Origin of the sequence: Leisingera sp. ANG-M1 (assembly GCF_000813745.1) — a bacterium.
GTDB lineage: Bacteria > Pseudomonadota > Alphaproteobacteria > Rhodobacterales > Rhodobacteraceae > Leisingera.
The window spans coordinates 116,272-141,576 of record NZ_JWLC01000019.1 but is presented as its reverse complement, the minus strand read 5'-3'; the positions used below and the strand labels follow the sequence as shown (position 1 = coordinate 141,576).

The 25,305-nt window shown below is 61.8% G+C and carries 23 protein-coding genes; 14 read left to right on the top strand and 9 right to left on the bottom strand.

Going from position 1 to position 25,305, the window contains the following annotated elements:
- The first annotated feature begins 77 nt into the window (after nt 1-77).
- The 5 genes from RA19_RS16655 (at nt 78) to RA19_RS16635 (ending at nt 5,271) form a co-directional block, all read left to right on the top strand.
- Nucleotides 78-1,121 carry an LLM class flavin-dependent oxidoreductase gene (locus tag RA19_RS16655; RefSeq protein ID WP_039164618.1) on the top strand — a complete coding sequence of 348 codons (1,044 nt, stop codon included), beginning with the start codon at nt 78-80 and terminating at the stop codon, nt 1,119-1,121.
- Nucleotides 1,118-1,633: a flavin reductase family protein gene (locus tag RA19_RS16650; protein ID WP_039164616.1), complete on the top strand. Its 516-nt coding sequence runs from the start codon at nt 1,118-1,120 to the stop codon at nt 1,631-1,633. The genes RA19_RS16655 and RA19_RS16650 overlap by 4 nt, the downstream gene beginning before the upstream one ends.
- Entirely contained in the window at nt 1,624-1,818 is a 195-nt protein-coding gene (locus tag RA19_RS16645) for a 2-hydroxymuconate tautomerase (protein ID WP_039164614.1), read from the top strand. Before RA19_RS16650 ends, RA19_RS16645 begins: the two co-directional genes overlap by 10 nt.
- An 11-nt stretch (nt 1,819-1,829) precedes the next feature.
- Nucleotides 1,830-2,633: an alpha/beta fold hydrolase gene (locus tag RA19_RS16640; protein ID WP_052261845.1), complete on the top strand. Its 804-nt coding sequence runs from the start codon at nt 1,830-1,832 to the stop codon at nt 2,631-2,633.
- Nucleotides 2,634-3,024: 391 nt separating this feature from the next.
- Nucleotides 3,025-5,271 (top strand): methyl-accepting chemotaxis protein, encoded by a 2,247-nt coding sequence (locus RA19_RS16635; RefSeq protein ID WP_039164612.1) that lies wholly within the window; start codon nt 3,025-3,027, stop codon nt 5,269-5,271.
- Between the two features lie 365 nt (nt 5,272-5,636).
- Here RA19_RS16635 and RA19_RS16630 read toward each other — a convergent pair whose 3' ends face one another.
- On the bottom strand, nt 5,637-5,819 hold the full coding sequence (locus RA19_RS16630) for a hypothetical protein (RefSeq protein ID WP_039164610.1): 183 nt from the start codon (nt 5,817-5,819) through the stop codon (nt 5,637-5,639).
- Nucleotides 5,820-6,379: 560 nt separating this feature from the next.
- Between RA19_RS16630 and RA19_RS26220 the strand changes: the two genes are divergently transcribed.
- Nucleotides 6,380-6,925: a GrpB family protein gene (locus RA19_RS26220; RefSeq protein WP_082020563.1), complete on the top strand. Its 546-nt coding sequence runs from the start codon at nt 6,380-6,382 to the stop codon at nt 6,923-6,925.
- Nucleotides 6,926-7,090: 165 nt separating this feature from the next.
- On the opposite strand, the gene RA19_RS16620 is transcribed toward RA19_RS26220, so the two are convergent.
- From RA19_RS16620 to RA19_RS16595, 6 genes are all read right to left on the bottom strand, one after another.
- Complete coding sequence (locus RA19_RS16620; RefSeq protein WP_039164608.1) at nt 7,091-7,780, bottom strand: ABC transporter ATP-binding protein; 690 nt, start codon at nt 7,778-7,780, stop codon at nt 7,091-7,093.
- Nucleotides 7,777-8,532, bottom strand: coding sequence for an ABC transporter ATP-binding protein (locus tag RA19_RS16615; RefSeq protein WP_039164604.1), 756 nt, complete (start codon nt 8,530-8,532; stop codon nt 7,777-7,779). Before RA19_RS16615 ends, RA19_RS16620 begins: the two co-directional genes overlap by 4 nt.
- Nucleotides 8,525-9,508 (bottom strand): branched-chain amino acid ABC transporter permease, encoded by a 984-nt coding sequence (locus RA19_RS16610; RefSeq protein WP_193748286.1) that lies wholly within the window; start codon nt 9,506-9,508, stop codon nt 8,525-8,527. The genes RA19_RS16615 and RA19_RS16610 overlap by 8 nt, the downstream gene beginning before the upstream one ends.
- Before the next feature lie 2 nt (nt 9,509-9,510).
- Nucleotides 9,511-10,431 carry a branched-chain amino acid ABC transporter permease gene (locus tag RA19_RS16605; RefSeq protein WP_039164600.1) on the bottom strand — a complete coding sequence of 307 codons (921 nt, stop codon included), beginning with the start codon at nt 10,429-10,431 and terminating at the stop codon, nt 9,511-9,513.
- A gap of 66 nt (nt 10,432-10,497) precedes the next feature.
- Entirely contained in the window at nt 10,498-11,634 is a 1,137-nt protein-coding gene (locus RA19_RS16600) for an ABC transporter substrate-binding protein (protein ID WP_039164599.1), read from the bottom strand.
- A 368-nt stretch (nt 11,635-12,002) separates the two neighbouring features.
- Nucleotides 12,003-12,887, bottom strand: coding sequence for a LysR family transcriptional regulator (locus RA19_RS16595; protein WP_039164597.1), 885 nt, complete (start codon nt 12,885-12,887; stop codon nt 12,003-12,005).
- Between the two features lie 142 nt (nt 12,888-13,029).
- Here RA19_RS16595 and RA19_RS16590 point away from each other — a divergent pair, with 142 nt between their 5' ends.
- From RA19_RS16590 to RA19_RS16570, 5 genes are all read left to right on the top strand, one after another.
- Nucleotides 13,030-13,650 (top strand): glutathione S-transferase family protein, encoded by a 621-nt coding sequence (locus RA19_RS16590; protein ID WP_039164596.1) that lies wholly within the window; start codon nt 13,030-13,032, stop codon nt 13,648-13,650.
- 59 nt (nt 13,651-13,709) lie between these two features.
- The gene (locus RA19_RS16585) at nt 13,710-14,678 is read left to right on the top strand and encodes a pyridoxamine 5'-phosphate oxidase family protein (protein ID WP_039164595.1); all 969 of its coding nucleotides are present in this window, start codon (nt 13,710-13,712) and stop codon (nt 14,676-14,678) included.
- 157 nt (nt 14,679-14,835) lie between these two features.
- Nucleotides 14,836-17,241, top strand: coding sequence for a GcvT family protein (locus RA19_RS16580; protein ID WP_039164593.1), 2,406 nt, complete (start codon nt 14,836-14,838; stop codon nt 17,239-17,241).
- Between the two features lie 4 nt (nt 17,242-17,245).
- A complete protein-coding gene (locus RA19_RS16575) occupies nt 17,246-18,802 on the top strand; it encodes a trimethylamine methyltransferase family protein (protein WP_039164592.1) in 1,557 nt (518 codons plus the stop codon).
- A 1-nt stretch (nt 18,803) separates the two neighbouring features.
- On the top strand, nt 18,804-19,475 hold the full coding sequence (locus RA19_RS16570) for a TetR/AcrR family transcriptional regulator (RefSeq protein ID WP_039164590.1): 672 nt from the start codon (nt 18,804-18,806) through the stop codon (nt 19,473-19,475).
- A gap of 125 nt (nt 19,476-19,600) precedes the next feature.
- Here the strand turns inward: RA19_RS16570 and RA19_RS16565 are convergent, their stop codons facing one another.
- Nucleotides 19,601-21,208 carry an ABC transporter substrate-binding protein gene (locus tag RA19_RS16565; protein ID WP_039164588.1) on the bottom strand — a complete coding sequence of 536 codons (1,608 nt, stop codon included), beginning with the start codon at nt 21,206-21,208 and terminating at the stop codon, nt 19,601-19,603.
- A gap of 198 nt (nt 21,209-21,406) precedes the next feature.
- Here RA19_RS16565 and RA19_RS16560 point away from each other — a divergent pair, with 198 nt between their 5' ends.
- From RA19_RS16560 to RA19_RS16550, 3 genes are read left to right on the top strand one after another with little or no spacing between them, the layout of a single operon-like run.
- Nucleotides 21,407-22,387: an ABC transporter permease gene (locus RA19_RS16560; protein WP_039164586.1), complete on the top strand. Its 981-nt coding sequence runs from the start codon at nt 21,407-21,409 to the stop codon at nt 22,385-22,387.
- The gene (locus RA19_RS16555; RefSeq protein WP_039164584.1) at nt 22,384-23,304 is read left to right on the top strand and encodes an ABC transporter permease; all 921 of its coding nucleotides are present in this window, start codon (nt 22,384-22,386) and stop codon (nt 23,302-23,304) included. The genes RA19_RS16560 and RA19_RS16555 overlap by 4 nt, the downstream gene beginning before the upstream one ends.
- Entirely contained in the window at nt 23,294-24,925 is a 1,632-nt protein-coding gene (locus RA19_RS16550) for an ABC transporter ATP-binding protein (RefSeq protein WP_039164583.1), read from the top strand. Before RA19_RS16555 ends, RA19_RS16550 begins: the two co-directional genes overlap by 11 nt.
- On the opposite strand, the gene RA19_RS16545 is transcribed toward RA19_RS16550, so the two are convergent.
- Complete coding sequence (locus RA19_RS16545) at nt 24,922-25,305, bottom strand: RidA family protein (RefSeq protein WP_039164582.1); 384 nt, start codon at nt 25,303-25,305, stop codon at nt 24,922-24,924. The two genes, RA19_RS16550 and RA19_RS16545, sit on opposite strands and share 4 nt — an antisense overlap.

Sequence of the window (25,305 nt, the reverse complement as noted above, 5' to 3'; positions counted from 1 at the left end):
CTATTGATAGATTAAATTCGTTTTATTGTTTTAAGTACTTCTGCCAACCTGCTTCCTGCAAGACAGGGAGGCGACACATGGAATTTTCTATTCAGCTGTCCGCGGACTATCCGGACAAATCCTATGGCGGAGACCGCGTCTATGCGGACATGCTGGCGCAGGCTGTTCTGGCCGACCGGCTGGGCTTCGACGCAGTTTCGGTAACAGAGCACCACTTGATCAACTGCCTGATGATGCCGGCTCCGTTGCAGTTTGCGGTCAAGATTGCCGCCATGACCACCCGGATCAAAATCATGACCTCGATTGTGGTGCTGCCGCTGCACGACATGCGCACCTATGCCGGTGAAGTGGTCGCAACCGACATTTTCACCGATGGACGGCTGATGCTGGGTGTGGGCCGCGGCGCCTTCAGGTACGAAATGGAACGGCTTGGCGTTCCAATGGAGGAAACCCAGGCCCGGTTCAATGAATCGCTGGCCGTGCTGCAGGCGCTGTTGTCCGAAGAAGAAGTGAGCTGGGGCGGAGAATTTTACAAATTCGACCCGATCACCATCATGCCGCGGCCAGTGCGCGCAGGCGGGCCGCAGATGATGATGGCCGTCTTGAACCCCGAAGGCATCTATCATTGCACCAAGCGCGGCTTTCACATCCAGACCACCCCCCTGTCGGGAAACCACCAGCTGCTGCTGGACCAGGTTGACGCCTTCAACCGCGCCAAAGCAGAAATGGACGAAGCTGGGCGTGAGCTGACCTTGTCGCTTTCCCGGGTCGGGTTTGTAACGCGGGACCAAGCCGACCGGCAAAAGAAAGCCGAGGCAGCGCACCGCTACTACAGCCGGTTCGACAATGTTTTCACCGGCCCCGGCCTCGTTGACAACGGCATGGTCCGCGAACTGCCCAGGCAGCAATCAGCGGAGGAGCTGGCCGAAAGCCTGCTGATCGGCTCCCCTCAGGAAATCACCGACAAGCTGGCGCCCTATGCAGAGCTGGGCATCGACCGGGTGATCCTGAACCCCAATTTCGGCTGCGATGCGCAGGAAACCTTGGATGCGATCCAATGCTTCGCCGAGGAGGTCATGCCCCATTTCACGTCCCGTCCGGCAACAGAGGCGGCAGAATGACAGCAGCAGACCGCAGCGCCTTTATCACTGCAATGCGGCAGGTTGCGAGTTCCGTCACCGTGGTGACGACCAACGGGCCCGCCGGGGCGGCAGGCGCGACCGTCAGCGCCTTTGCCTCGCTGTCCGCGGATCCACCGTCTGTGCTTGTCTGTCTGCGCAGCGACAGCCGTATTGCCGCGGCAGTGGCAGCAAACAAAGTGTTCTGCGTCAACGTTCTGCCCGAAGATGCGCGCGAAACCGCTGAGTGTTTTGCCGGCCGCACAGGCAAAGTTTGCGGCGACCGCTTCCACGGGGTCGCGCTGACCGAAACGCCTTGGGGGGCAGTGCTGAATGGCGCGACGGCCTTTGCCTGCCAGAAGGTGACATCGCTGGCGCATGGAACCCACACGATAATCATTGGCAATACTTTTGAAATTCACAACGCGGGCCTGCGCCCGCTGACATATCTGGACGGCGCCTTTCATGCTGTCCGGCCTCAGTTACCTGCAACAGGAGAACAGCAATGCCGATAATCCGAGTCGAAATGTTTACTGGCCGCAGCGAGGACCAGAAACGCGCCATCGTCCGCGATCTGACCGATGCCTTTGTGCAGGCAGCAGGCGGCAGCCCGGACAGCGTTCATGTGGTGATCACTGATGTCGACAAGGGCAATTGGGGAGCCGGCGGGCAGCTGTGCTCTGACAAATATCCGGAGTGAGGGAGGCCGCCATGGCAGAAGCCATAGATTGCGAATACACGATCCAAGGCGAAGGGCCGCCGCTGTTCCTGATCCACGGGATTGGGGCCGCGCGAAATACCTGGGCTAAAGCCCTGCCGGTTTTGACACAGCACTTTACAGTTGTCACTTATGACCTGCGCGGGCATGGCGCCTCACCTATGCCGCATGGGGAGTTCGGCCTGGATGAGCTGGTGGCCGATCTGGAACGGCTCCGCCAGCGGACCGGGTTCGAAAGCGCGCATTTCGCCGGCCACTCTCTTGGCGGTATGATCGGCCCGGCCTATGCGTTGAAGTATCCGGAGCGGGTCCGCACGCTGGGGCTGCTGTCCACTGCTGCTTTCCGCACCGAGGACGACAAGGCCAAAGTCTGGGCCGTCGTGAAGGCGATGGAGCAGAAGGGCATCCCTCAGGTGCTGGAGACACTGACCGCGCGTTGGTTCACTGACGGGTTTATCGAAGACCATCCGGAAGTCGTGGAAAACCGGTTGAAACAGGTTGTGGGGACCGATCCAGAGGTGTTCCTGAACGTCTTCCGGATCTATGCCGATACTGAAATGGCGCCATGGCTGCATCAGGTTGCGGCGCCATCGCTTGTTCTGACCGGAGAGTTCGACGGCGGCTGCAATCCGCGGCTGAATCGGCAGATCGATCAGGCGCTGCCAGAATCCGAACTCGTCATTCTGCCCGATTTGAAGCATTCGCTCTTGCTGGAAGCCGGCGGCCGGGTTGCCGAGCATATCGTGCGTTTCATCGCCTCAGCAGCGCAGCCGGAGGAGGTTAGGGCAAAGGCATAGAGCAAAAACCATTCCGCTGCGGCTCCAGGTAAATTGCGTGTGAGTTTAGTTACCCGTAAGACTGGAACCGCAGCGCAAAGCGGGGCGCCGGATCCTATGCCGTCATGCGGAAAATTCAAATCAGGGCGCTCTTGCACCTGACGGTTTGCGCCAAAATTTCTGATCAGGAACAGAAAAATTGCATCCATGGCTCTTTAATAGAAGGGGCTGACGCAGCAGATCTTCCGGAATTGGGCAGATTTGCGTAAATGCGGCATCTGGCAGGCAGCTTTTCCAGAATTCTTCATTTACGGAACCATTGCGGTACACACTTTTTCAGGACTTTCCTGATTAACACTCCTGTATGCCCCGGCTCTGCGCCGCCCCCGTCGATTGCAGGAGACTTTCGCCCATGCCCCGGATCAGGAAACTGCCGCTTAAACTGAAACTGCCGCTGATCATGGTGGCGCTCACAGGCGCGTTTCTCGTCACTGTGTCGCTGCTGGTCTATTCAATGGCCGAGCGCAGCATCCGGGAAAATGCCTTTGCGATCCAGGAAATCGAAGCCAAATCCGGGGCCCAGGCGCTGGAGTTCCTGATCAAAGCTGCGCGGTCGGATGTATCCAGCCTGGCCGGGCAGCCCGCTGTGTTCAGGGCACTCGGCAATTTCGAACGGGTGATCGGCATGGTCGAAGAAGACGATCCTATCGCTTACCTGAAGCGAACCTATGCTACGGCAAACCCCCATCCCAAAGACCAGCGGGACGAGCTCACCGATGCAGGCGACGGATCTTACTACAACCAGTCGCATGTCACCTATCACCCGACCTTTCTGCAAAGCCTGCGCCTCAATGGCTATCAGGACCTGTATCTGATCAGCGCTTCCGGGCAAATTGTCTATTCAGTCAAGAAGCACGGGGATTTTCTGACCAACCTTCAATCAGATGGCAGCAGCGGCCTGGCGCAGGTCTTTCAGACAGCCATGCAAGCCGAAGCCGGCACTGTGGCGACAGCCGATTTTGCAGCCTACAGCCACAGTACGGACGCCGCCGCCTTTCTGGCCGCTCCGGTCTTTTCCAAACGCAAGGAAGCCGTTGGGGTCATTGCAGTGCAGCTGGGCAGTAAAGGCATCGTCAGCGCATTGACCAGCAATTTGTCAGAGGGCAACCATCAGAACATCTTTGCCGTCAGCCGCGACGGCCTGGCCCGCAGCCCGTCTTCGGTTGAAGGGCTGTTCCCGGTCCTGCACCAAATGCCGCAAACGCCGCAGATCGAGGCCGCAAAGAACCGCGAGGGTGGGCAGTTTGCATCGGTGGCGTCTTCTCTGGGCGCACAGGCGATTGCCTTGGTGATGCCCCTGGACCTGCCTGGCTTCGAATGGTCCCTGGTCCTGGAAACGGATGAACATACTGCCTTTGCAGTGGCTGACCGGATCCGGCTCGCCGCCGCCGCGCTGATCGGCGTGGCGCTGCTGCTAGCCATTGCAGTGTCCTGGGCCGCGGCACGCAGCGTCACCCGCCCGATCCATGCGCTGCGCCAGGCCACTAATGCGCTGGCCGAAAGCCAATACGATACCGAAATCCAGGGCCGCAGCCGCGGCGACGAACTGGGAGACCTCGCCCGCAGCCTCGACAGCTTCCGCGGCAAGCTGAAAGACGCCGACGCTGCCGCAGCCCGGGAAGCAGAAGCCGCCCGCCACACAACCGTAGTTGTGGACAGCATGAGTGCTGCCTTGGCGGAGCTGCAGCGGGGCAATCTGACATGTGACATCCGGATTCCATTTGACGGCCAGTACGAAGCGCTCCGCAAGAACTTCAACCACAGCCTGGACAAGTTGCGCACCTCGATGGGCGAGGTTGTCGGCACCGCCAGCAACGTCGGCCGTTTTTCAGAAGAGCAGGGCGGTGCGGCCACCGACATGGCCCGGCGGACCGAAACCCAGGCCGCGACCCTGGAAGGAACTGCCGGAGCGCTGCGCGAACTTACGGCAGGTATCCGTTCCACCGCCGAGCGAGCCGGCCGGATGGACGAGACCATGCATGGCGCCCGCCGCGAGGCAGAACAGAGCACCGGCGTGGTGGCTTCAGCGGTGGAAGCGATGGATCAGATCCAGGAGGCTGCGGCTGAGATTTCCAAGATCATCAGCCTGATCGACGATATCGCTTTTCAAACCAACCTGCTGGCCCTGAATGCCGGGGTTGAGGCCGCCCGTGCCGGCCCGGCCGGCGCGGGGTTTGCCGTTGTTGCCTCGGAAGTCAGGGCCTTGGCGCAGCGCGCCTCCAGCGCGGCCGGGCAGATCAAGGAACTGACCAGCGCCAGCGAAGAGCATGTGGCCAACGGCGTTTCAATGGTCGGACGGGCGGGAGACGCCTTGTCGAGCATCATTGCACAGGTTTCGGACGTGTCCGGGCTGGTGAGCGACATCGCCGGCGGCGTTCGCACGCAATCAAGCGGGCTCGAGAAAATCGAGGAAGCCATGCATCAGCTGGACCGGATGACGCAGCAAAACGCGGCAATGGCCGAGCAGGCAGCCGCCGCCAGCCAGCTGCTGCAGAATGAAGCGCACAGCCTCTCCGGTATTGTCGGCCGCTTTGATCTGGACGGGCCGGCCGCATCAGCGGCTCAGCCTGCGGTGGGATCAAACGGGCTCGCAGCATAAGTCCAGAAGCGCCGGAACTTCGTTGCATCGAGGCTGTCGAATTGCACCGCCAGCCCGGCAACTGCTCTGCCCGGTCCCGGCCCAGCACCGGAACTGTCAGCACCTAGGTCGGCCCAGAACTCTGCCCCGTCGTCTCCTTCTCAGGTCAGGGCAGGCGCGCCGGTAAAGCCGTCTGTTGCAAGGAAGCAGCGGTGGCTCCTGAAGGGACACCCCAGCCGGCACCGTCCAGCAGCATGGCAGAACCCGCATGGCCCTTGCATGGTGTCGGGTCGTCATGGGCATCAATCGAGTCGATGGTGAACGCCCCGCTATCGCCGTGCCGGCAGGGCTGGCAGTGCACCCGTCCATCAGCAGCTTGACAGCACCTACGCAGCTGGCGCCGATAGCAGTGGAGCAACCCGGCGGACGGTCTTCGACAACTCGGTGGTGGCACCGATAGCAGTAACGCCCATGGCACCCAGGAAGGAACGCCTGAAGGTCCACAGCGCTTGCTCCGGCAGATCTTCATAGGTCGGCCCAGTTGCAAACCGGTCGAATGTCAGGGCCATTGGTTCAGCGCCTCCACCACGCCTGCTTGGTGCATGGCAGCAAAGAGCCGGGCACGATGCCGCAAGGATATCCTGGCGCCCTCACCTCCGCCGCGCCGGTATTCCTGAGACAGGCTGCCTGACCACTGAAAGTCCAAAGTGTCTCGCCAATTGCAATGCATCGCCCCTTGAGGCCGCAACTTTCCGGCATCAAGTTGCATGTATAGCTGGGCCAGCCTGCTTTGTGTTCCCAGCAAGGAAACGTCCCAGCACTGTTTCTTTAGGTAGCGAGAAAGGCATCACATTTAACATAAGTCTCATTACATACAGTTAGCGTGCGGCGAGGGAGCACGCTGCCCTGAAGTGCGACCGCAATTCGAAACAACGTATTTTCTAATCGGTGTCCCGCGTGGGCGCCACTTGCACGCAACTGAGCATCGCCAACCGCCTACGAAGTAAACACTAGAGGCACGCTACCGGTCCTGTTCGTCGGGTAGCATGAGGGCTGCGGCTGACAATGATTGACGGATTTGTAGGTTTTGCAGCACTAACAAGAGCATATTTCTAAGGATTTTTTGACCATGCCGCAATTAGCCAAATCCGGGGTCCTAGGTCTTCAGAAAGGCGGCGTCGAATTGAGAGCGCACCATGATGAATGGGCCTTGGCTTTCCGTGCAGAACGCGAACGCCTGGCTGAGGCTCTTGGGCCCAGCGGGTATCTTGCTGAGCATATTGGCAGCACGGCGGTCCCCGGTTTGCCTGCAAAGCCAATTCTAGACATTGCATTGCCCCTCCGGCATCCCAGGATTTCACGTCGCTTTAAAAATTGCTTGCACTCAATTGGTTACATCCACAGTGGAAATCATGCTGAGCACGGGGGGCACTTGTTTTTGCTGGAGGCATCCCCCGAAGTTCGGACAGTTCACCTTCACGTAATCTTTGAAACCGACCCGCAATGGGCCAACTATCTGAAGTTCAGGGATGTTTTGAGGTCGAACACAGACCTCCGCCAGGAATACTCACGCCTTAAGTCCCGCCTTGCCGCCAAGTTTTCTGATAATCGGGCAAGGTACACCGCTGCGAAGGCACGTTTCATCGAAGGTGTTCTGTCTGAGAAAACCCGTTAGCTGAAACGGCGGACTATGGCTCAGTGCATACGGCCGGAGTTCGCTGCCCCGCCAGGCTGATCAGCCCGCCGGAGCCTTAGGCTGCCAGGCCCCGTTCCGAAAGCAAAACTTGGCAGCGATTCCGATTGATACAACCAGCGGCACTGCTGCATGCCATCTTCTTTACTACACCCCGAGAAACCGATCGGCCGTCTCTGCGGGCAGCGCTTCCAAGCCCCCGCTCCAGGCGTTGCTGCCCTTGCTAAGGATCACGGCGCGGTCTGCAATGGCCGAAAGCTCCTTCAGCGACTTGTCGACCACAAGGATGGCCAGCCCTGCATTGGCTTTGAGATGCGCCACCGCGGACCAGATTTCCTGCCGCACGACCGGCGCAAGCCCCTCGGTTGCTTCATCCAGGATCAGGAGCCTCGGGTTTGTCATCAAGGCGCGGCCTATAGTCAGCATCTGCTGCTCACCGCCGGAAAGAGAACCAGCCTTCTGCGCCCGCCGTTCCTGCAGGCGCGGGAACAGTTCTGCCACCCGTTTGAAATCCCAGGGGCCCGGGCGGGCGGGCGCGATAAGGTTCTCCTCAACAGTCAGCGGCGCAAAACAGCGGCGGCCTTCGGGGACCAAGCCGATACCCAGCCGCGCAATCTTGTGAGACGGGAGCCGGCGCAGGTCGTGGCCATCGAATTGCAAGCGGCCTGCGGAGGCCGCAAGCATTCCGCAGACGGTCTTGATGGTCGTCGATTTGCCCATGCCATTGCGCCCCATCAGCGCCACGACCTGGCCCTCATCGATCTCCAGATCAACGCCGAACAAGGCTTGCGCGGGCCCGTAAGAGGCTTCGACGCCCTGCAAACTCAGCAAGCTCATGCAGCCTCCTCCTCTCCCAGATAGGCCCGGCGCACCTCGGCATTTGCGCGGATCTCATCCGCCGTGCCGGTGGCAATGATCTGACCGTAGACCAGCACGCTGATCCGGTCGGCCAGGGCAAAGACTGCATCCATGTCGTGCTCCACCAGAAGGATCGGCGCCTGCTGCCTCAAACCGTCAAGGAAGCCGGTCAGCTCTTTCGAACCGGCGGCGCCGAGGCCCGCCATAGGCTCATCCATCAGGAACAGCCTGGGCTGCAGCGTCAGCGCCACGGCCACTTCCAGTTGGCGGCGCTGGCCATGGGACAGGTCAGCGGTGCGGCGGTTTGCGTCATCCGCCAGACCCACCCGCTCCAGCGCGTCACGAGCCGGTTCCAGCAAGCCAGGGTCCTTCATCACATTGCGAAAAAACCGGAACGGCCCGCCGCGCCCGCCAAGCGCGCCCAGAACCGCGTTCTGCAAGACAGTGTATTCCATCGCCAGCGCAGAAATCTGAAAGGTCCGCCCCAGCCCCATCCTCGCGCGGGCCACGGTGTCCTGACCGGTCACGTCACGGCCCAGCAGTTCCACCTGGCCGCTGTCGGGCCGGATGTTCCCGGCAATCTGCTTGATCAGAGTGGATTTACCAGCGCCATTGGGACCGATCAGCGCATGGATTTCCCCGTGGCGCAGATCCAGCGTAACGTCGCTGCTGGCTTTCAGGGCACCGAAGCTCTTGTTCAGCTTGTCCGTTCTCAAAACAAGGTCAGCCATGCGCCTTCTCCCGCCCTACCAGGGCTCCGATCAGCCCGCCGCGGGCAAACAGAACGATCAGCAGCAGCAGCAGCCCGAGGAAGATCTGCCAGTAGTCGCTGACTCCGCCCAGGAGGTGCTCCAGCATGATATACAGCGCCGCACCCGCCACTGGTCCATAAAGCCGCCCCACTCCGCCAAGGATCACAAAGATCATGATCTCGCCGCTAGTATGCCAGCTGAGCATGGTAGGGCTGACAAAGCGGTTGAGGTCAGCAAACAGCGCCCCCGCCAATCCGGTGATGGCGCCGGAAATCACAAAGGCGGTTAGCCGTAGGGTAAAGGGAGTGAGGCCCACCGCCTCGACCCGGTCCTCGTTCTGGCGCGCGGCGGCCAGTGCCAGGCCAAAGGGTGAGCGCGCCAGCCGGGCTGCAAACACCAGCGCCAGGCACAGGATCACATAGGCGATGGCAAAGAACTGGATCGGATCCAGGGTGTTGAGGCCCGGAAACTCGTTCCGCACCCAGATCGACAGCCCGTCCTCGCCGCCATAAGCGCTCCAGCTGATGGCGAAGTAATAGAGCATCTGGCCGAAGGCCAAGGTGATCATGATGAAATAGACACCTGAGGTGCGCAAGGACAGTACCCCGATCACCAGCGCGGCCAAGGCGCTGAACACTACGGCCACCAGCCAGATCAGCGGCATCTGGTTACTGCCTTCGAACAAGAACGGCCATTCGAACAGCGGTTCATAATTTTGGGCATGGGCGGCAAGGATGCCCATCGCATAGCCGCCAATCCCAAAGAATGCCGCATGGCCGAGGCTGATCATCCCGCCCAGGCCAAGCGCTATGTTCAAGCCGACACCGGCCAGCGCCAGGATCGCAGCCTTGGTGGCGAGCGTTATGATGAACGGTTCGTCCAGGCTCCAAGCGGCCAGCGGCACGATCAAAAGGGCCGTAATCATCGCCCAATTGAGAAGGCTTTCGCGGGTCAGCATCAGGCGCTCCCTCCATAAAGCCCCGAGGGGCGCACCAGCAGGATCGCCGCCATCAGGATATAGATCAGCATCGACGCCAGCGAGGCGCCGGCCGAGGCCGCACTTGCCGGATCCATGAAGACGGCAAACAGCTGCGGCAGGAACACACCGCCCAGAGTGTCGGTCATTCCGACCAGCAGCGCTCCGGCCAAAGCGCCTTTGATCGAACCGATGCCGCCGATGACGATCACCACAAAGGCAAGGATCAACACCGGCTCGCCCATACCGACTTGCACCGACTGGATCGCACCAACCAGTGCACCGGCCAGCCCGGCCAGAGCTGCGCCAAGGGCAAAGACCAGCGTGTAAAGCTTGGAGATATCGACGCCGAGCGCAGCGATCATCTCGCGGTCCGCCTCCCCTGCCCGGATCTGAATGCCGATGCGGGTGCGGGCGATCAGCAGGAACAGCCCGGCGGCAATCGCCAAACCAATCAGGATGATCGTCAGCCGGTAAAGCGGGTATTCAATGCCGCCCGGCAGGCTGACCGGCCCCGACAGGTACGACGGCACGTCCAGGAACAGCGGGAAGGAGCCGAACAGCCAGCGGGTCCCTTCGGAAAATATCAGGATCAGGGCAAATGTCGCAAGAACCTGATCCAGATGGTCGCGCTGATACAAGCGCCGGATCACCACCAGCTCCACCAGCGCACCTGCGGTGGCCGCGGCAGCCAGGCTTGCGATCAGCGCCAGCAGAAAGGAACCGGTCCAGCCCGCCACCGCCGCGGCGGCAAAGGCGCCGACCATGTAGAGCGAGCCATGGGCCAGGTTGATCAGACCCATCACCCCGAACACCAGCGTCAGCCCAGCCGCCATCAGGAACAGCATCACGCCAAGCTGGAGCCCGTTCAGGATCTGCTCCAGAACTAGAATATAAGTCATTTGATTTTCCGAAGGAGACGTCTTGCCTCGACGGAGGCGCAGCAGCGCCTCCGTCCAAAGCTAAGCTTACATCTTGCACTCGCCGGCATAAGCGTCAGCGTGGTCGCTCAGGCCGGTGGCGATAATCTTGTTGGTGAAGACATCGCCTTCCTTGATCACTTCCCGCACATAGATATCCTGCACCGGATGGTGGTTGGGGCCGAACTTGAAATCGCCGCGGACCGAGTCGAACTCCGCCGCCTGCAGCGCCGCGCGGAAGGCATCCTGGTCAGAGGCTTCGGCCTTGTTCAGCGCGCTCAGGATCAGGTTCGCGGTGTCGTAGCCCTGGCTGGCGTAAAGCGAGGGCAGCCGGCCGTATTTCTCCTGGAAGGCCGCAACAAATGCAGTATTGGCCGGGTTGTCGATATCCTTGTTCCACTGAGAGGTGTTTTTCACGCCCAATGCGGCCTCGCCCACGGCTTGCAGAATGCCCTGGTCAAAGGAGAACGCCGGGCCGACGACCGGCAGGTCCACACCGCTGCCCGCATATTGCTTGAGGAAGGAAATCCCCATGCCACCGGGCAGGAAGAAATAGACCGAGTCGGCGCCAGACGCCCGGATCTGGGCGATTTCAGCAGCATAGTCGGTCTGGCCGAGCTTAGTGTAGATCTCACCGGCCAGCTCACCGCCATACATCCGCTTGTAGCCGGTCAGCGCGTCCTTGCCCGCCGGATAATTCGGCGCCAGGATAAAGCTGTTCTTCAGCCCCGCCTCATTAGCATAGGCGCCTGCGGCCTCGTGCAGGTTGTCGTTCTGCCAGGCGACGTTGAAATAGTTCGGATGGCAGCGCTTGCCCGCCAGGGCCGAGGGGCCTGCATTGGGCGACAGGTAGAACACGCCTTGGGCAGTGGCAGCCGGCACCACAGCCATCGCCAGGTTCGACCAGATGATGCCTGTTAGGATGTCGACCTTCTCGGACTGGATCATCCGGTCGGCGATCTGCACTGCGGCGTCTGGTTTGCGCTGATCGTCCTCGATCACCACTTCGACGCCGTCGCGGCCGTCCTGTTCGATCGCCAGCATGAAACCGTCGCGCACATCGACACCCAGGCCTGCGCCGCCGCCGGACAGGGTGGTGATCATGCCGATTTTGGTTTCAGCCTGCGCCGCAGCCGCCAGCACCGGAATCGCGGCCGCCATGGCGAGCATCCGAATGGTTTTCATAACGTATTTCCTCCCAGTATGCGCCCCGGCTCGCAGCCGGGAGTCTTGATCAAATGCTTGCGACAATACCGCGGCGGCAGCAGAAGCCAAGCCCGTCGGCAGCCCGCATCTCCCCGGCCGGTCTTGCGCCGGCCCTGAGTAGAGCCTACGCAGGCTTGGCAAGATATTTCAAGATTAAAATATATAGGGCAGAACTGCTGTCCTTTGACCGCTTCATCACTGCAGACCGGCGCCTGCGGCAGCGGAGCGAGCGAAGGGCCGGCCCCTCGCACTCCCCAGAGTTTTTTTACCCAGAAAGAAGCAAAGCGGAGTTCATCCCTCTGTAATTATGGTGCTTTTGGTGTCGGCAGTCGCCGCAGCCCGCCTTGTTAACTTGAGCTGAAATAGCTTGCCAAATGGTCAATCAAAGCCCGGATCCGGGCTGTCAGATGGCGGCTGGGCGGGTAGACCGCATAAAGGGTGATCGGTCCGGTTTCCTGCTCCTCAAACAGCACTTGCAGCCGTCCATCTGCCAGAAACGGGCGCGCGGTGTAATGCGGGCAGCGGGCGATGCCCAGCCCGTGAGCCGCCATATGCGCTACAGCGCGCGGCGAATTGGCCCGGAAACTGCCCCCGACATTGACCGTCTTTTGCCCACCATCCCCGAACGTCCAGATGTCCGGCTGCGGCGAGGTCATTTGCAGCAGGCAATTGTGCGTGGCCAGGGCCTCGGGTTCGGAGGGCGCGCCATGCGCCGCAAGGTAGCCGGGCGCCGCAACCACGACCAGCCGCATATCACAGAGCTTCCGCGCCACCAGCGTCGACTCTTTGAGAGCCCCAAAACGCACAGCCAGATCCACCCCTTCCTCGAGAATCGGCAAGTGACGGTCGGAAAGCACCAGCTCGACGGCCACTTTCGGATGCGCCTGCTGGAACGGCTGCAGCGCCTCGACCAGTTCACGGCTGCCAAAGCCGGTCGGCGCCGTGACGCGGACGGGGCCAGCCAGCTCTTTCTGGCGCAATTGCACCACATCCTCCAATTCGTCGAACTGATCCAGCAGCGGCAGGCAGCGCTCCAGATAGGCCCGGCCGGTGTCGGTCAGCGTCACCTTGCGGGTGGTGCGGTTCAACAGCTGCGCCCCCAGCCGTTCCTCCAGCCGGGCTACATATTTGCTGGCCAGCTTGGTGCTGATCCCCAGCTGCCGGGCGCCGCCGGTAAAGGAGCTTTGCGCCGCCACGGCGGCAAAGGCACGCATACAGTCCAGCTTGTCCATGCTCGCGCCTCCTGGCTGAAGTTTATGAACTCAACGTACATAATAATTCGCCAGATTGAAATATTATCGCCGGATGGCAGATGCCGTAACTTCCGGGTGTCTTCAACAAATGCGGCATATGCCGAGCAAAAGGATCCTAGTTATGACCCAGACCATTCGCATCCACAGCTTCCCACTCTCCGGCCACGCTCACCGGGTGGAACTGTTTGCCAGCCTCACCGGCATTGCCCATGAGGTGATCAATGTCGATCTTGCCGGCGGCGAGCACAAACAGGCCGCCTTCCTGGCACTGAACCCTGCAGGCCAGGTACCGGTGATCGAAGACGGCAGCACCGTCATCAGCGACTCCAACGCAATCCTGGTTTACCTGGCCCGCAAGTACGCGCCTTCCTGGCTGCCCGCCGATCCGGTTCTGGAAGCGGAGGTGCAGAAGTTCCTGACTCTGGCGGCAGGCGAGATTGCCTTTGGCCCGGCCGCAGCGCGGCTGATCAACGTGTTCAACGCGCCTTTGGACGCCGAATTCTGCGCAACGGTCGCGGGCCGGGTTCTCGGCAAGATCGACGCTCATATGGAGGGCCGCCGATTCCTGGTCGGCGATGCGCCCACTATCGCCGACGTGGCTGTCTACTCTTACGTTGCGCACGCACCGGAGGGCGGCATCTCGCTGGACCCTTATCCGAACGTCCGCGCGCTTCTTGCCAATATCGAAAACCTGCAAGGGTTCAAGCCGATGCCTGCCACCAAAGCCGGCCTGGCAGCCTGATACCCTGGCGGCGGGCCGGTCAGGTCCGCCGCAATTCCCTACGAAAACAGGAGGTTTCCATGGCCCCCACTGACGCAGATCAGCCCTCCCCCTTTCACGAAGGCGAACAGGAAATGCAGCGCCGCGCAGGTAAGCGCGAGATGGCTGAGACCGTAGGCCGCCGCATGATCCGCCCTTTCATGCCGGATCAGCACAGGGAATTCTTTGCCCAGCTGCCGTTTCTGGCAGCGGGAGCAGCGGATCGCGACGGCTGGCCCTGGGCGAGCCTTCTGTGCGGACCGCCCGGCTTTGCCACTTCACCGGACCCAGAGCATTTGCACATTTCTTTGAACAAGGAGACAAAGGATCCCGTTCACGCGGCCATCCGCGAAGGCGCAGCACTGGGGCTCTTGGGGATCGAGCTGCACAGCCGCCGCCGCAACCGGCTGAATGGGCGGGTGGCCACAGCCGGGCCGGACGGATTTACCCTGAAAGTGGATCAATCCTTCGGCAATTGTCCGCAATACATCCAACTCCGCGAACTGGAGCCGGTTGATACCGCGCCCCCGGCAGAACCGCAGCCTTTCACGGACCTCGGTACGGGTCACGCGGCCCTGATCGAACAAGCAAACATGTTCTTTGTCGCCAGCCATGTGCCCGCCGCCGGTCATCCGGAACGGGAAGGTGTAGACGTCTCACACCGTGGCGGGCGGCCCGGCTTTGTCCGCGTTGACGGCAATACCCTGACCATACCGGACTTCCGCGGCAACAACCACTTCAACACGTTAGGGAATTTCCTGCTGAACCCGCGCGCGGGCCTGGCTTTCCCGGACTTTGCAACCGGCAGCTTGCTGTTGATGACCGGCACAGCCGAGGTGCTGGACGAAACCCACCCTGACGTGCGCGGTTTCCAAGGTGCACTGCGCGGCTGGCGGTTCACCCTCCGCAATGGCCTGTGGCTGGAACGTGCCCTGCCCTGGCGTGCCGGACCCGGCGGATTTGCCCCGCAAACCCTGCAGACCGGCATCTGGCAGGAGGCCCAGGCGTAGGCCTCCTCGCCGGGCTAAGTGCCCGTCAAGCTGCTCTCTGGAAAATTTCTCTGGACAAAACTGTCCAGGATCGCCGATGTATTGGACAACATTGTCCAAAGGGTGGATTCGGGGCACGTCCCGTCCCGCCCGGCGGCCTCAGACAGGGAGCAAATCCATGAAGTCGCACTATCGTGCCGTCGTTATCGGGGGCGGCGTTGTCGGCACCTCGGTTCTCTATCACCTGGCGAAGTTCGGCTGGACCGACGTCTGCCTGATCGAGCGCTCGGTGCTGACGGCTGGCTCCAGCTGGCACGCCGCGGGCGGTTTCCACGCGCTGAACGCCGACCCGAATATCGCCTCGCTGCAGGCCTATACCATCGACCTCCTGTCCGAGATTGAGCAGGAATCCGGACAATCCGTCGGCATGCATATGACCGGCGGCATGACGCTGGCGGGCACCCCGGACCGCTGGGAGTGGCTGCAGTCGGCCTACCGAACCTTCCAGTCAATCGGCATCGACGATTGCCGCCTGATCACCCCACAGGAGGCCGGCGAGCTGTGCCCGATCATGTCCACCGAGGGCATCATCGGCGGCATGTGGGCCGACCGCGAGGGCTATGTCGACACTACCGGCACTGTGCATGCCTATGCTGGTGCCGCCAAGAAACGTGGGGCGGAGGTGATTGAAAACAACCGGGTGCTGGAGCTGCACCAAGTCGTCGATGGCTGGCAGATCGTCACCGAAAAGGGCACCATCCACGCCGAGCATGTAGTCAATGCCGCGGGCCTCTGGGCCAAGCAAGTGGGCCGCATGGCAGGCGTGGAACTGCCGGTCTCACCGCTCAACCACCACTACCTGATTTCCGACACCATCCCCGAGCTGGAGCAGCTCGATTTCGAAGTGCCGATGACGGTCGACCTCGAAGGATTCACCTATATGCGCCAGGACCAGAAGGGCATCCTGCTGGGCATCTACGAGATCGACCACGAGCACTGGATGATGGACGGCGCACCGTGGGAGTACGGGTTTGAGCTGCAGCAGGAGGACCCCGACCGGATCGAGCGCGAACTGACGCTGGGCTTCGAACGCTACCCCGCCCTGCAAACCACCGGCGTAAAAACATGGGTCAACGGCGCCTTCACCTTTGCGCCTGACGGCAACCCGCTGGTCGGCCCGGTGCGCGGCAAGCCCGGCTACTGGTGTGCCTGCGGTGTGATGGCGGGGTTCCTGCAGGGCGGCGGTGTCGGCAAGTCGCTGGCCGAATGGATGATCCACGGCGAGCCGGAGGCGGATGTCTTTGGCATGGATGTGGCGCGCTTTGGCGACTACGCCCAGAACAAACGCTTCATCAAAGAAACCACCGGCCAGTTCTACACCCGCCGCTTTGTGATGACCTACCCGAACGAGCAGCTGCCCGCAGGCCGCCCGCTGAAAAAGGCTCCCGCCTATGACGGCATGAGTGCCGCTGGCTGCCGCTGGGGCGCAAGCTACGGGCTGGAAATCCCGCTCTATTTTGCCCCCTCGGGTGATTTCACCGAAACTCCAACACTGAAACGTTCCAACGCCTTTGAAATCGTCGCAGAGGAATGCAAGGCCGTGCGTGAGAATGTCGGCCTCTTGGACATCTCCGCCTTTTCCCGGTTCGAAGTCTCCGGCCTCGGCGCCGAGGTCTGGCTCGACCGGATCATGGCCTCGAAATTGCCTAAACCCGGCCGCGCCAAACTGGCGCCGATGCTATCGCCGGAAGGGCGTCTCAAAGGCGACCTCACCGTGTTCAATTGGGGTGACGGCAGCTGGTGGATCATGGGCAGCTACTACCTGCGCGAATGGCACATGCGCTGGTTCCAGGATCATATGGGCGACGGCGTCAAGGTACGCGACGTGACCGATGCCATCACCGGCTTCAGTCTCTCCGGCCCCAACAGCCGTAAAGTCTTGGAGAATCTGACAGATGGTCCGATTGCCGAGCTGTCTTTCATGGGCTGCACCACGCTGGACATCGGCATGCTGCGGGTCAAAGTGGGCCGGCTCTCGGTTGCCGGAGAGCTAGGTTATGAACTCCACAGCTCCGCTGCCGAGCACATCACCCTGCGCGAAACCCTGCTGGAGGCTGGCGCGGACCTTGGCATCCGCGAATACGGTTTCAACGCGCTCCTCAGCCTGCGGCTGGAAAAGAGCTTCGGCATCTGGAGTGCTGAATTCACCCAGGGCTACACTGCTGCACAAACCGGCATGGACCGCTGGATCAATTGGGAGAAAGACTTCATCGGCCGCGAAGCCGCGTTGAAAGAACGCGAGGAAGGCGGCCCGGCGCAAATCGTTGTACCAATCGAGGTCAACGCAACAGACGCCGACGCAAGCGGCTATGAACCAGTCTGGCAGAACGGCAAGCGCGTGGGCTTTGTCACCTCCGGCGGCTTTGGCCACACCACGGGCAAATCGCTCGCCATGGCGATGGTCGACCGTGAGGCCGCAGCAGAAGGCACAGAACTGGCAGTGCACATCGTTGGGCAGGAGCGCCCTGCGCGCGTCATTGCCGCCTCCCCCTATGATCCCTCCGGCACAGCGATGAGAGGTTAACGCCATGAGTATCGAAAACGACAGCGCCGCCCGCGGACGCCGCCGCAGAGGACGGGGTGCGGAGGCCGCCCCTGCCCCTCAGCGTTATGTGAATTACCGCCAGTTGAAGAACCCCTTCCCGCTGATGGAAGTCTTCCCGGCGCATCAGATTGCAGACATGCATGAAACCGCGCTCAAGATGCTCGAAGAACTGGGCATGAAAGTGCTGCTGCCTGAAGCCCGCAAGATCTATGCCAAGGGCGGCGCCCGCGTCGATGAAGACACTGAGATGGTCTATATCGGCCGCGACATTATCGAGGCGGCGCTGGCCACGGCACCCCGCTCGATCAACTGCCGGGCGGGCAGCCGCGACCGCGACATCACCCTGGAACTGGGCAGCCTTGTGTTCCAGGCCGGCGCCGGCGCGCCCAATGCCACTGACTTGGAGCGCGGGCGGCGTCCGGGCTCGGCCCAGGACTATCTGGAGTACCTGAAGCTCACCCATCACTTCGACGTCTTCCACATGATCTCGCCCCAGGTGGAGCCGCAGGACGTCCCCACCCATCTGCGCCACTACTTCACCACCGAGGCGCAGATGACCCAAACGGACAAGTTCCCATTCATCTATTCCCGCGGCACACCGCAGGTGATGGACTGTTTCGAGATGATCCGCGATTTCCGCGGCGTCTCGGACGCGGAGTTCCAGGCCGCGCCGCACTGCTACACAATTATCAACACCAACAGCCCGCGCACGCTGGACATTCCGATGGCGCAAGGCCTGATTGACTTTGCCCGCCACAGGCAATTGTCCATCGTCACGCCTTTCACACTGATGGGTGCAATGGCACCGATCACGGTCGCGGGTTCCATCACCCTCAGCCATGCCGAGGTGCTGGCGGCCATCACCCTGACCCAGCTGACAAACCCCGGCGCGCCGGTCTGCTACGGCACCTTCACCTCGAACGTCGATATGAAGTCTGGCGCGCCTGCCTTTGGCACACCGCCGCATTTCCAAGCCTCGCTGGCCGCAGGCCAGCTGGCACGCTTCCTCGGCCTGCCCTGGCGCTCGGCGGCCGGCTCCGCCTCCAATACCAACGACGTGCAGGCCGCCAATGAAAACCAAATGGGCCTGTGGGGCTGCCTGATGGCCGGGGCCACCGTGGTGATCCATTCAGCCGGCTGGCTGGAAGGCGGACTCTCGGTGTCCTATGAAAAGCTGATCACCGATGCCGAAGTGCTGAATATGATTGCCGAACTTTGCGCAGGCGCCCAGGCAGGCACGGATGAAATCGGCTATGAAACCGCACTGAAGGAAGTGGAGCCCAGCGGCCACTTCTTTGCCACCCAGCAAACCATGGCGCGCTACAATACCGAGTTCTACGAGCCTGTGGTGCATGACTATGCCAATTTCGGCACCTGGACGGAACGCGGCAGCCTTGACGCCAACCAGCGCGCCACCCAGGTCTGGAAGGAAATCCTCTCTTATGATAACCGGCCCCAGACAGACGACACCCGCGTTGATGCCCTGAAGAGCTTCATCGCCAAGCGCACCGCGGAAGGCGGCGCCCCACCGGAGAGCTGAAATGGCCAAACACGCAGGCTCTGTTCTGCACCGGGACAACCCGGACAAGGAGCCGCTCACCGGCCATGTGAAGGTCACGCCTGAAGACTGGCTGAATGTCGCCCGCGACCTGTTGATCAGTGACGGTGTGGCTGGGGTCAAGGTGCTCGCCATCGGCGAGCGCCTCGGCGTCTCACGCTCGAGCTTCTACTGGTACTTCAAAAGCCGCAAACACCTTCTGGAAGCGCTCCTGGACGACTGGGAGGCCCGCAATACCGAGCCAATCCTCACCCATTGCGAATTGCCGGCTGACAACATTTCCTGGGCGGTCTGCAACTTTTTCCGCTGCTTTGTCGACCCGGGGCTGTTCGACGCCAACCTTGACTTCGCGGTGCGGGAGTGGTCGCGGCGGGACGGCAAAGTCCGCAACCGGATAGATGCCGCAGACGCACAGCGGCTGGAGGCCGTCACAGCCATGTTTCAGCGCCATGGATATACTGCTTATGACGCCGACGCGCGGGCGCGGATCCTCTATTTCATGCAATGCGGCTACCACGCATTGGAGGTCCGCGAGCCAATGAAAGCCCGCACCGCACGGCTGGAGGGCTACCTGCTGGGCTTTACCGGTGCAGAACCGGACCCCGAGGCTGTTGCCGCCGCCCGCGCCTTTGCGGAACAGAAAATGGAACGCTGAAGCCGGGCTCTTTGCGTCAGCGGCAAAGGCGAGGGACCTGCCCCTCGCGCTCCCCGGAGTATTTTCGACCAGAAAGAAGCTGCGGTTTAGGGACCTTGCAGCCCCGTTCCTTTTACCCTGCTGCTTTACACCTTCCACCAGCGCTCGGCCGCCTTGGCGCCATCCAGCTCCCAGTTCGCGGCAATGTCCGGACCGTGGCCGACAGTCTTGGACACGCCCATGATGTGATTGGCAAACATCGGCACCAGGGCGCCGCCATCATCATGCACCAGCGTCTGAGCCTCGGCATAGAGCGTTCGGCGTTTGCTGCTGTCTAGTTCGGTTCGCGCTTCGGTGACCACCGCATTGAAGCGTTTGGCGGCCGCGCTGCCGCGCCAAGCAGTTTCGTTCCATTCGGTTTCCGCCACATAGCCGGAGGCAAACATCCAGTCCTCGGTCGGGCGGCCGCTCCAGAAGCTGGCGGTCCAGGGTTTGCGGTTCCACACGTTCGACCAATAGCCGTCATTGGGTTCGCGCACCACCTGGACTTCGATACCGGCCTGCGCGGCCGAGGCAGCAATCAGCTGGGCCGCATCCACCGCGCCGGCAAAGGCGGTTTCCGCTGCCGACAGTTGCAGCGGGCCGCTGTGGCCAGACTTTTTGAAATGATGCGCCGCTTTGTCCGGGTCGAACTCGCGCTGGGGCAAGTCCGAAGCGTGATAGCGGTTGGCGGTGGAAATCGGGTGGTCGTTGCCAACCGACCCATGACCAAGCAAGATCTTGTCGACCAGTTCCTGCCGGTTCACCGCCCATTTGACCGCCATGCGCAGATCGTAATTGTCAAACGGCGCCGCATCCGCCCGCATCGGGAAGGTATAGTGAAGGGTGCTGGTTTTTTCGACCACGTTCAGTGTAGGCACCCGCGACAGCAAGGCTACGGTTTTCGGGTCGACCCGATCGATGGCGTCGACTTCGCCATTGATCACCGCATTCTGGCGCGCCGTGGTGTCGATAATCGATAACAGCTCCACTTCTTCGAAGTGAGCCGCGCCTTCTTTCCAGTAGTTGGGGTTGCGGCTGGCCTCGGTGCGAACCCCCGGTTCGAATTTTCCGATCCTGTAGCCGCCGGTGCCGATGCCCGACACCGGATCGATCACACCGTCCTGCGCAGGCAGGATGATCAGGTGGTAATCGCTGAGAACATAGGGGAAATCGGCGTTGCCGGTTTCCAGTTCGAAAACCACTGCATTGCCATCGGCGCGCATCTGCTTGATCTGTTTCACCAGCCCGCCAACGGCGGATTTCGATCCCTCGCCGCGGTGATGGTTGATTGAGGCGATGACGTCTTCGGGTGCCAGTGTCTTGCCGTTGTGGAACTCCACACCTTGGCGCAGGTTGAACACCCAGGTTTTAGCATCTTTGGACTCGAAACTTTCCGCCAATTCCGGCACCAGGCCGCCGGTGTGGTCCACTTCGACCAGGTTATTGGCATACATGAAGGCCAGCGAGGCGTTGATCGTGCCTTCATAGGTCGCCGGATCCAGACTGTCAGTGGTGGAGCCGCTGCCCAAGCCTGCCCGGAACAGCCCGCCCCTCTGCGGCGTTGCCGCCCGCACCTGTTCCGCCCAGCTGAGTGCCAGCGGCACAGAAACCCCGGCCGCAACCATCGACGTCATGAAGGTGCGGCGGGAAATGCCGCCTGCCGCCAGCTGCACCCTTTTTGCTGAAATAAACTGCTGTTTGTTGTCCGCCATCCGTCTTTCCTCCCTGGATCTGTGCCCGTCATGGGAAGGCAGCCTAGAAGCGGCATTCCGGCAGAAACGCGAGTTTTTGGACCAGGGAATGTCCGATTCCTCACTTGCCCGGCGTTACGGTTTCATAAGCTGGAGCGTATCGCAGCACCCACGCTTGCCTATTCAAGCGGTCATGCAACACCACAGGGAGGGCCGGGCTTGCACCCAGTATTATCCACTGTCCTCAAGCGCTTGATGCTTGGCGTACTGACCTTGTTCATGGTCTCGGTTGTCATCTTCTGCGCTGTCAGCATGCTGCCGGGCGACTTCGGCCAGGCGGTGCTGGGTCAGTCCGCCACCGAAGACGCCGTGGAGGCGTTCCGGCAAGAGCTGGGTTTGGACCGGCCGGCGGCGCTGCGCTATCTCGACTGGATTGGCGCACTGGCCACCGGGGATCTCGGGACCTCGTTTTCCGGGCGCTCCAGTTCCGGCATCGACCGCTCGCGGCCGGTAGCAGAGCTGGTAGCGCCAAGGCTGGCCAACACACTGTTCCTGGCCTCGGTCACCGCCGCCATCGCGGTTCCGCTGGCGCTGTTTTTGGGCATCACCTCTGCGCTGTGGCGCAACTCGCTTTATGACCGGCTGGCCAGCGCCGGCACGCTGGTCACAATTTCTTTCCCCGAATTCTTTGTCGCCTACATCCTGATCCTGTTCCTGGGCACGCTCTGGGCGCTGTTCCCGTCGCTGGCAGCGGTAGAGCCGGAAATGGCGCTGGGGGAGCGGCTATATAAATCCGTGCTGCCGGCGCTGACCCTGACTCTGGTGATTGTCGCCCATATGATGCGGATGACGCGGGCCGCGATCATCAGCCTGCTGGCCAGCCCCCATATCGAGATGGCGCGCCTGGCAGGCGAAAGCCCGAGGCGGGTAATCCTGCGCCACGCGCTGCCCAACGCCTGGGCGCCGATTGCCACGGTGATCGCCTTCAACCTCGCCTATCTGGTGGTCGGCGTGGTCGTGGTCGAAGTGGTGTTTGTCTACCCCGGTGTCGGCCAGCTGATGGTAGATGCGGTGAGCTCCCGCGATATCCCGGTGGTGCAGGCCTGCGCGCTGATCTTTGCTGCCGCCTATATCCTGTTGAATCTCCTAGCCGATGTCATCGGCATCATCACCAACCCAAGGCTGCTGCATCCGAAATGACTGACACGTCACACACCTACTCTGCAGCGGCTGAGGCAGGCCGCCTGCGTATCCGCCGCACCCGCTGGCAACGTCTGCAGCTGGAGCTTATGAAAGCGCCAGCCTCTGCAAAGATTGGCCTTTCAATCATCCTGTTCTATGCCGCCATGGCACTGTTTGCACCGCTGATCGCGCCTTACGGCGAAGCTGAGATCCTGCCGCAGCCTTACGCGCCCTGGAGCGCTGAACATTGGCTGGGCACTGATCAGATCGGACGCGACATCCTCTCGCGGCTGATCTACGGCGCCCGCAATACCATCGGCATCGCACTGCTGACCACCCTGCTGGCCTTTGCCATCGGCGGCGGGCTGGGGCTGATGGCAGCAATCAGCCGAGGCTGGCTGGATCAGATCCTCAGCCGCGGGGTGGACGTGGTGATGGCAATCCCCAGCCTTATCTTTGCGCTGATGCTGCTGTCGGTGTTCGGCTCTTCCGCCGCCAGCCTGATCCTGATCATTGCGCTTCTGGACTCCACCCGCGTCTTCCGGCTGACCCGCGCCGTCAGCGTCAACGTGGTGGTGATGGATTACATCGAAGCCGCAAGAGTGCGCGGCGAGGGGCTGGGCTGGATCATGCGGCGCGAGATCCTGCCGAATATCCTGCCGCCGCTGGTGGCGGAATTCGGTCTGCGCTTCTGCTTTGTGTTCCTGACTATCGCCTCGCTGTCGTTCCTGGGTGTCGGCATCCAGCCGCCCACCGCGGACTGGGGCTCGATGGTGCGGGAGACGGCGCAGCTGATCCAATTTGCAAAATATGACCTCAGCGCCGCCATCACCCCGCTGATCCCGGCCGGGGCAATTGCCATGATCACTGTTGGCGTGAACTTCACTGCCGACTGGTTCCTCCACAAATCCAGCGGGTTGCGCGATGAGCAGTAAGACACAGGATGTACTTCTGGAGATGCGTGATGTCCGCATCGAGGGGTTTTCGGACGAGCATTGGAACCCGATTGTCAAGGGCGTGGACCTGACCCTGCACCGGGGCGAGGTGCTGGGGCTGATCGGAGAATCCGGGGCCGGCAAGTCGACGCTGGGGCTGGCGGCTATGGGTTTTGTGCGCGCGGGCTGCCGGATCAGCGGCGGCTCCATCCGGTTTGGCGACACGGATCTGCGCACCGCCTCCGAGGCGGAAAAACGCAGGCTCTGGGGCACCCGGCTGACCTATGTGGCGCAATCGGCCGCGGCCTCTTTCAACCCGGCGCACCGGCTGATTACGCAAACTGCCAATGCCGCCATCCGCGAGGGGCTTTTCAGTGCTTCCGAGGCCAGGGGCGCCGCGCGCGGTCTTTACCAGGCAATGTCGCTTCCTGAGCCAGACCAGATCGGCCTGCGGTACCCGCATCAGGTCTCCGGCGGCCAGCTGCAGCGGGTGATGACCGCCATGGCGATGCTGCCGCAGCCGGACCTGATTGTCTTTGACGAACCCACCACCGCCCTGGATGTGACTACTCAGGCCGAGGTTCTGCTGGCCATGCGCCGCATTGTCGAACAGCACAACACCGCTGCGATCTATATCACGCATGACCTTGCCGTGGTGGCGCAGATGGCCGACACCATCAAGGTGCTGCGCCATGGCCAAGAGGTCGAGGAAGCCCCAGCACGCAACATGCTCTCCGCCCCGAAGGAAGCCTATACCCGCTCGCTCTGGTCGGTGCGCAAGCTGGAGAAGGTGACCAAACCCGCCAGCGAAACCGTACTGGCAGTCGACAGCGTCGATGCTGCCTATGGCACGGTCAAGGTGCTGGACGATGTCACCATCCGCCTGCCCCGCGGCCGCACCGTCTCAATCGTCGGCGAGTCTGGCTCCGGCAAGTCCACAACTGCCCGTGTCATCATGGGACTGCTGCCGCCGCGGCGCGGGCAGGTGGTGTTTGAGGGCTCCGCCCTGCCGCCAGGCCTGAAGGGACGCAGCAAACAGCAGCTGCGCCGCATCCAGATGATCTACCAGATGGCTGACACCGCCATGAACCCGCGCCACACCGTGGGAGAGATCATCAGGCGGCCACTGGAGTTCTACCACGGCCTGACGGGCGCCGCCGCCGAGGCGCGGGTGCTGGAACTGCTGGAGCAGATCGAACTGGGGGCGGATTTCTACGACCGCCTGCCCTCAGAGCTCTCCGGCGGCCAGAAGCAGCGGGTCTGCATTGCCCGGGCGCTGGCGGCGGAGCCGGATGTGATCATCTGCGACGAGGTTACCTCGGCCCTGGACCAGATCGTGCAGGAGGGCATCTTGAGACTGCTGATGCGGCTGCAAAAGGAGTGCGGCATCTCCTACCTGTTCATCACTCATGACATCGCCACGGTGCAGGCGATCTCGGATGAGATTGTGGTGATGCACAAGGGCAAGGTGGTAGAGCAAGGCCCCAAGGAGGAAATCTTGTCGCCGCCGCATCCCGAATATACCCGCCTGCTGCTGACCTCGGTTCCGGAAATGGATCCAGACTGGCTGACCCGGCTGGCGGCCAGCCGGGAGGCCGGCACCAATCCGGCAACCGGCTAATCACCCAGGTACGCCACGCAGTCCAGCTTCACCTTCATCTCCCAGACCTGCCCGGCGCCAACGCTCAGCCGAGCGGGATAGGGTTCCTCGAAGAATTCCGCATAGGCGGCATTGGCTTCTTCGTAGTCCTCAGGGTCCTGCAGATAGAGCCCCATCTTCACCACATCCTTCAGCGAGGCGCCGTGGGCGGCCAGGATCGCCTGGATGTGCTCCATGGTAATCCGCAGCTGCTCAGCCGCGGTCGTTCCTTGGATTTCATGCGTCTCCACATTCAGCGAGCCAATACCCGACAGAAACAGGAAGTCCCCTGCCCGAACGGCTTGGGAATAGGGCCCGGCACCTGCGGGGGCTCCAGGCGTGATTTTCACGGAGATCGGCAT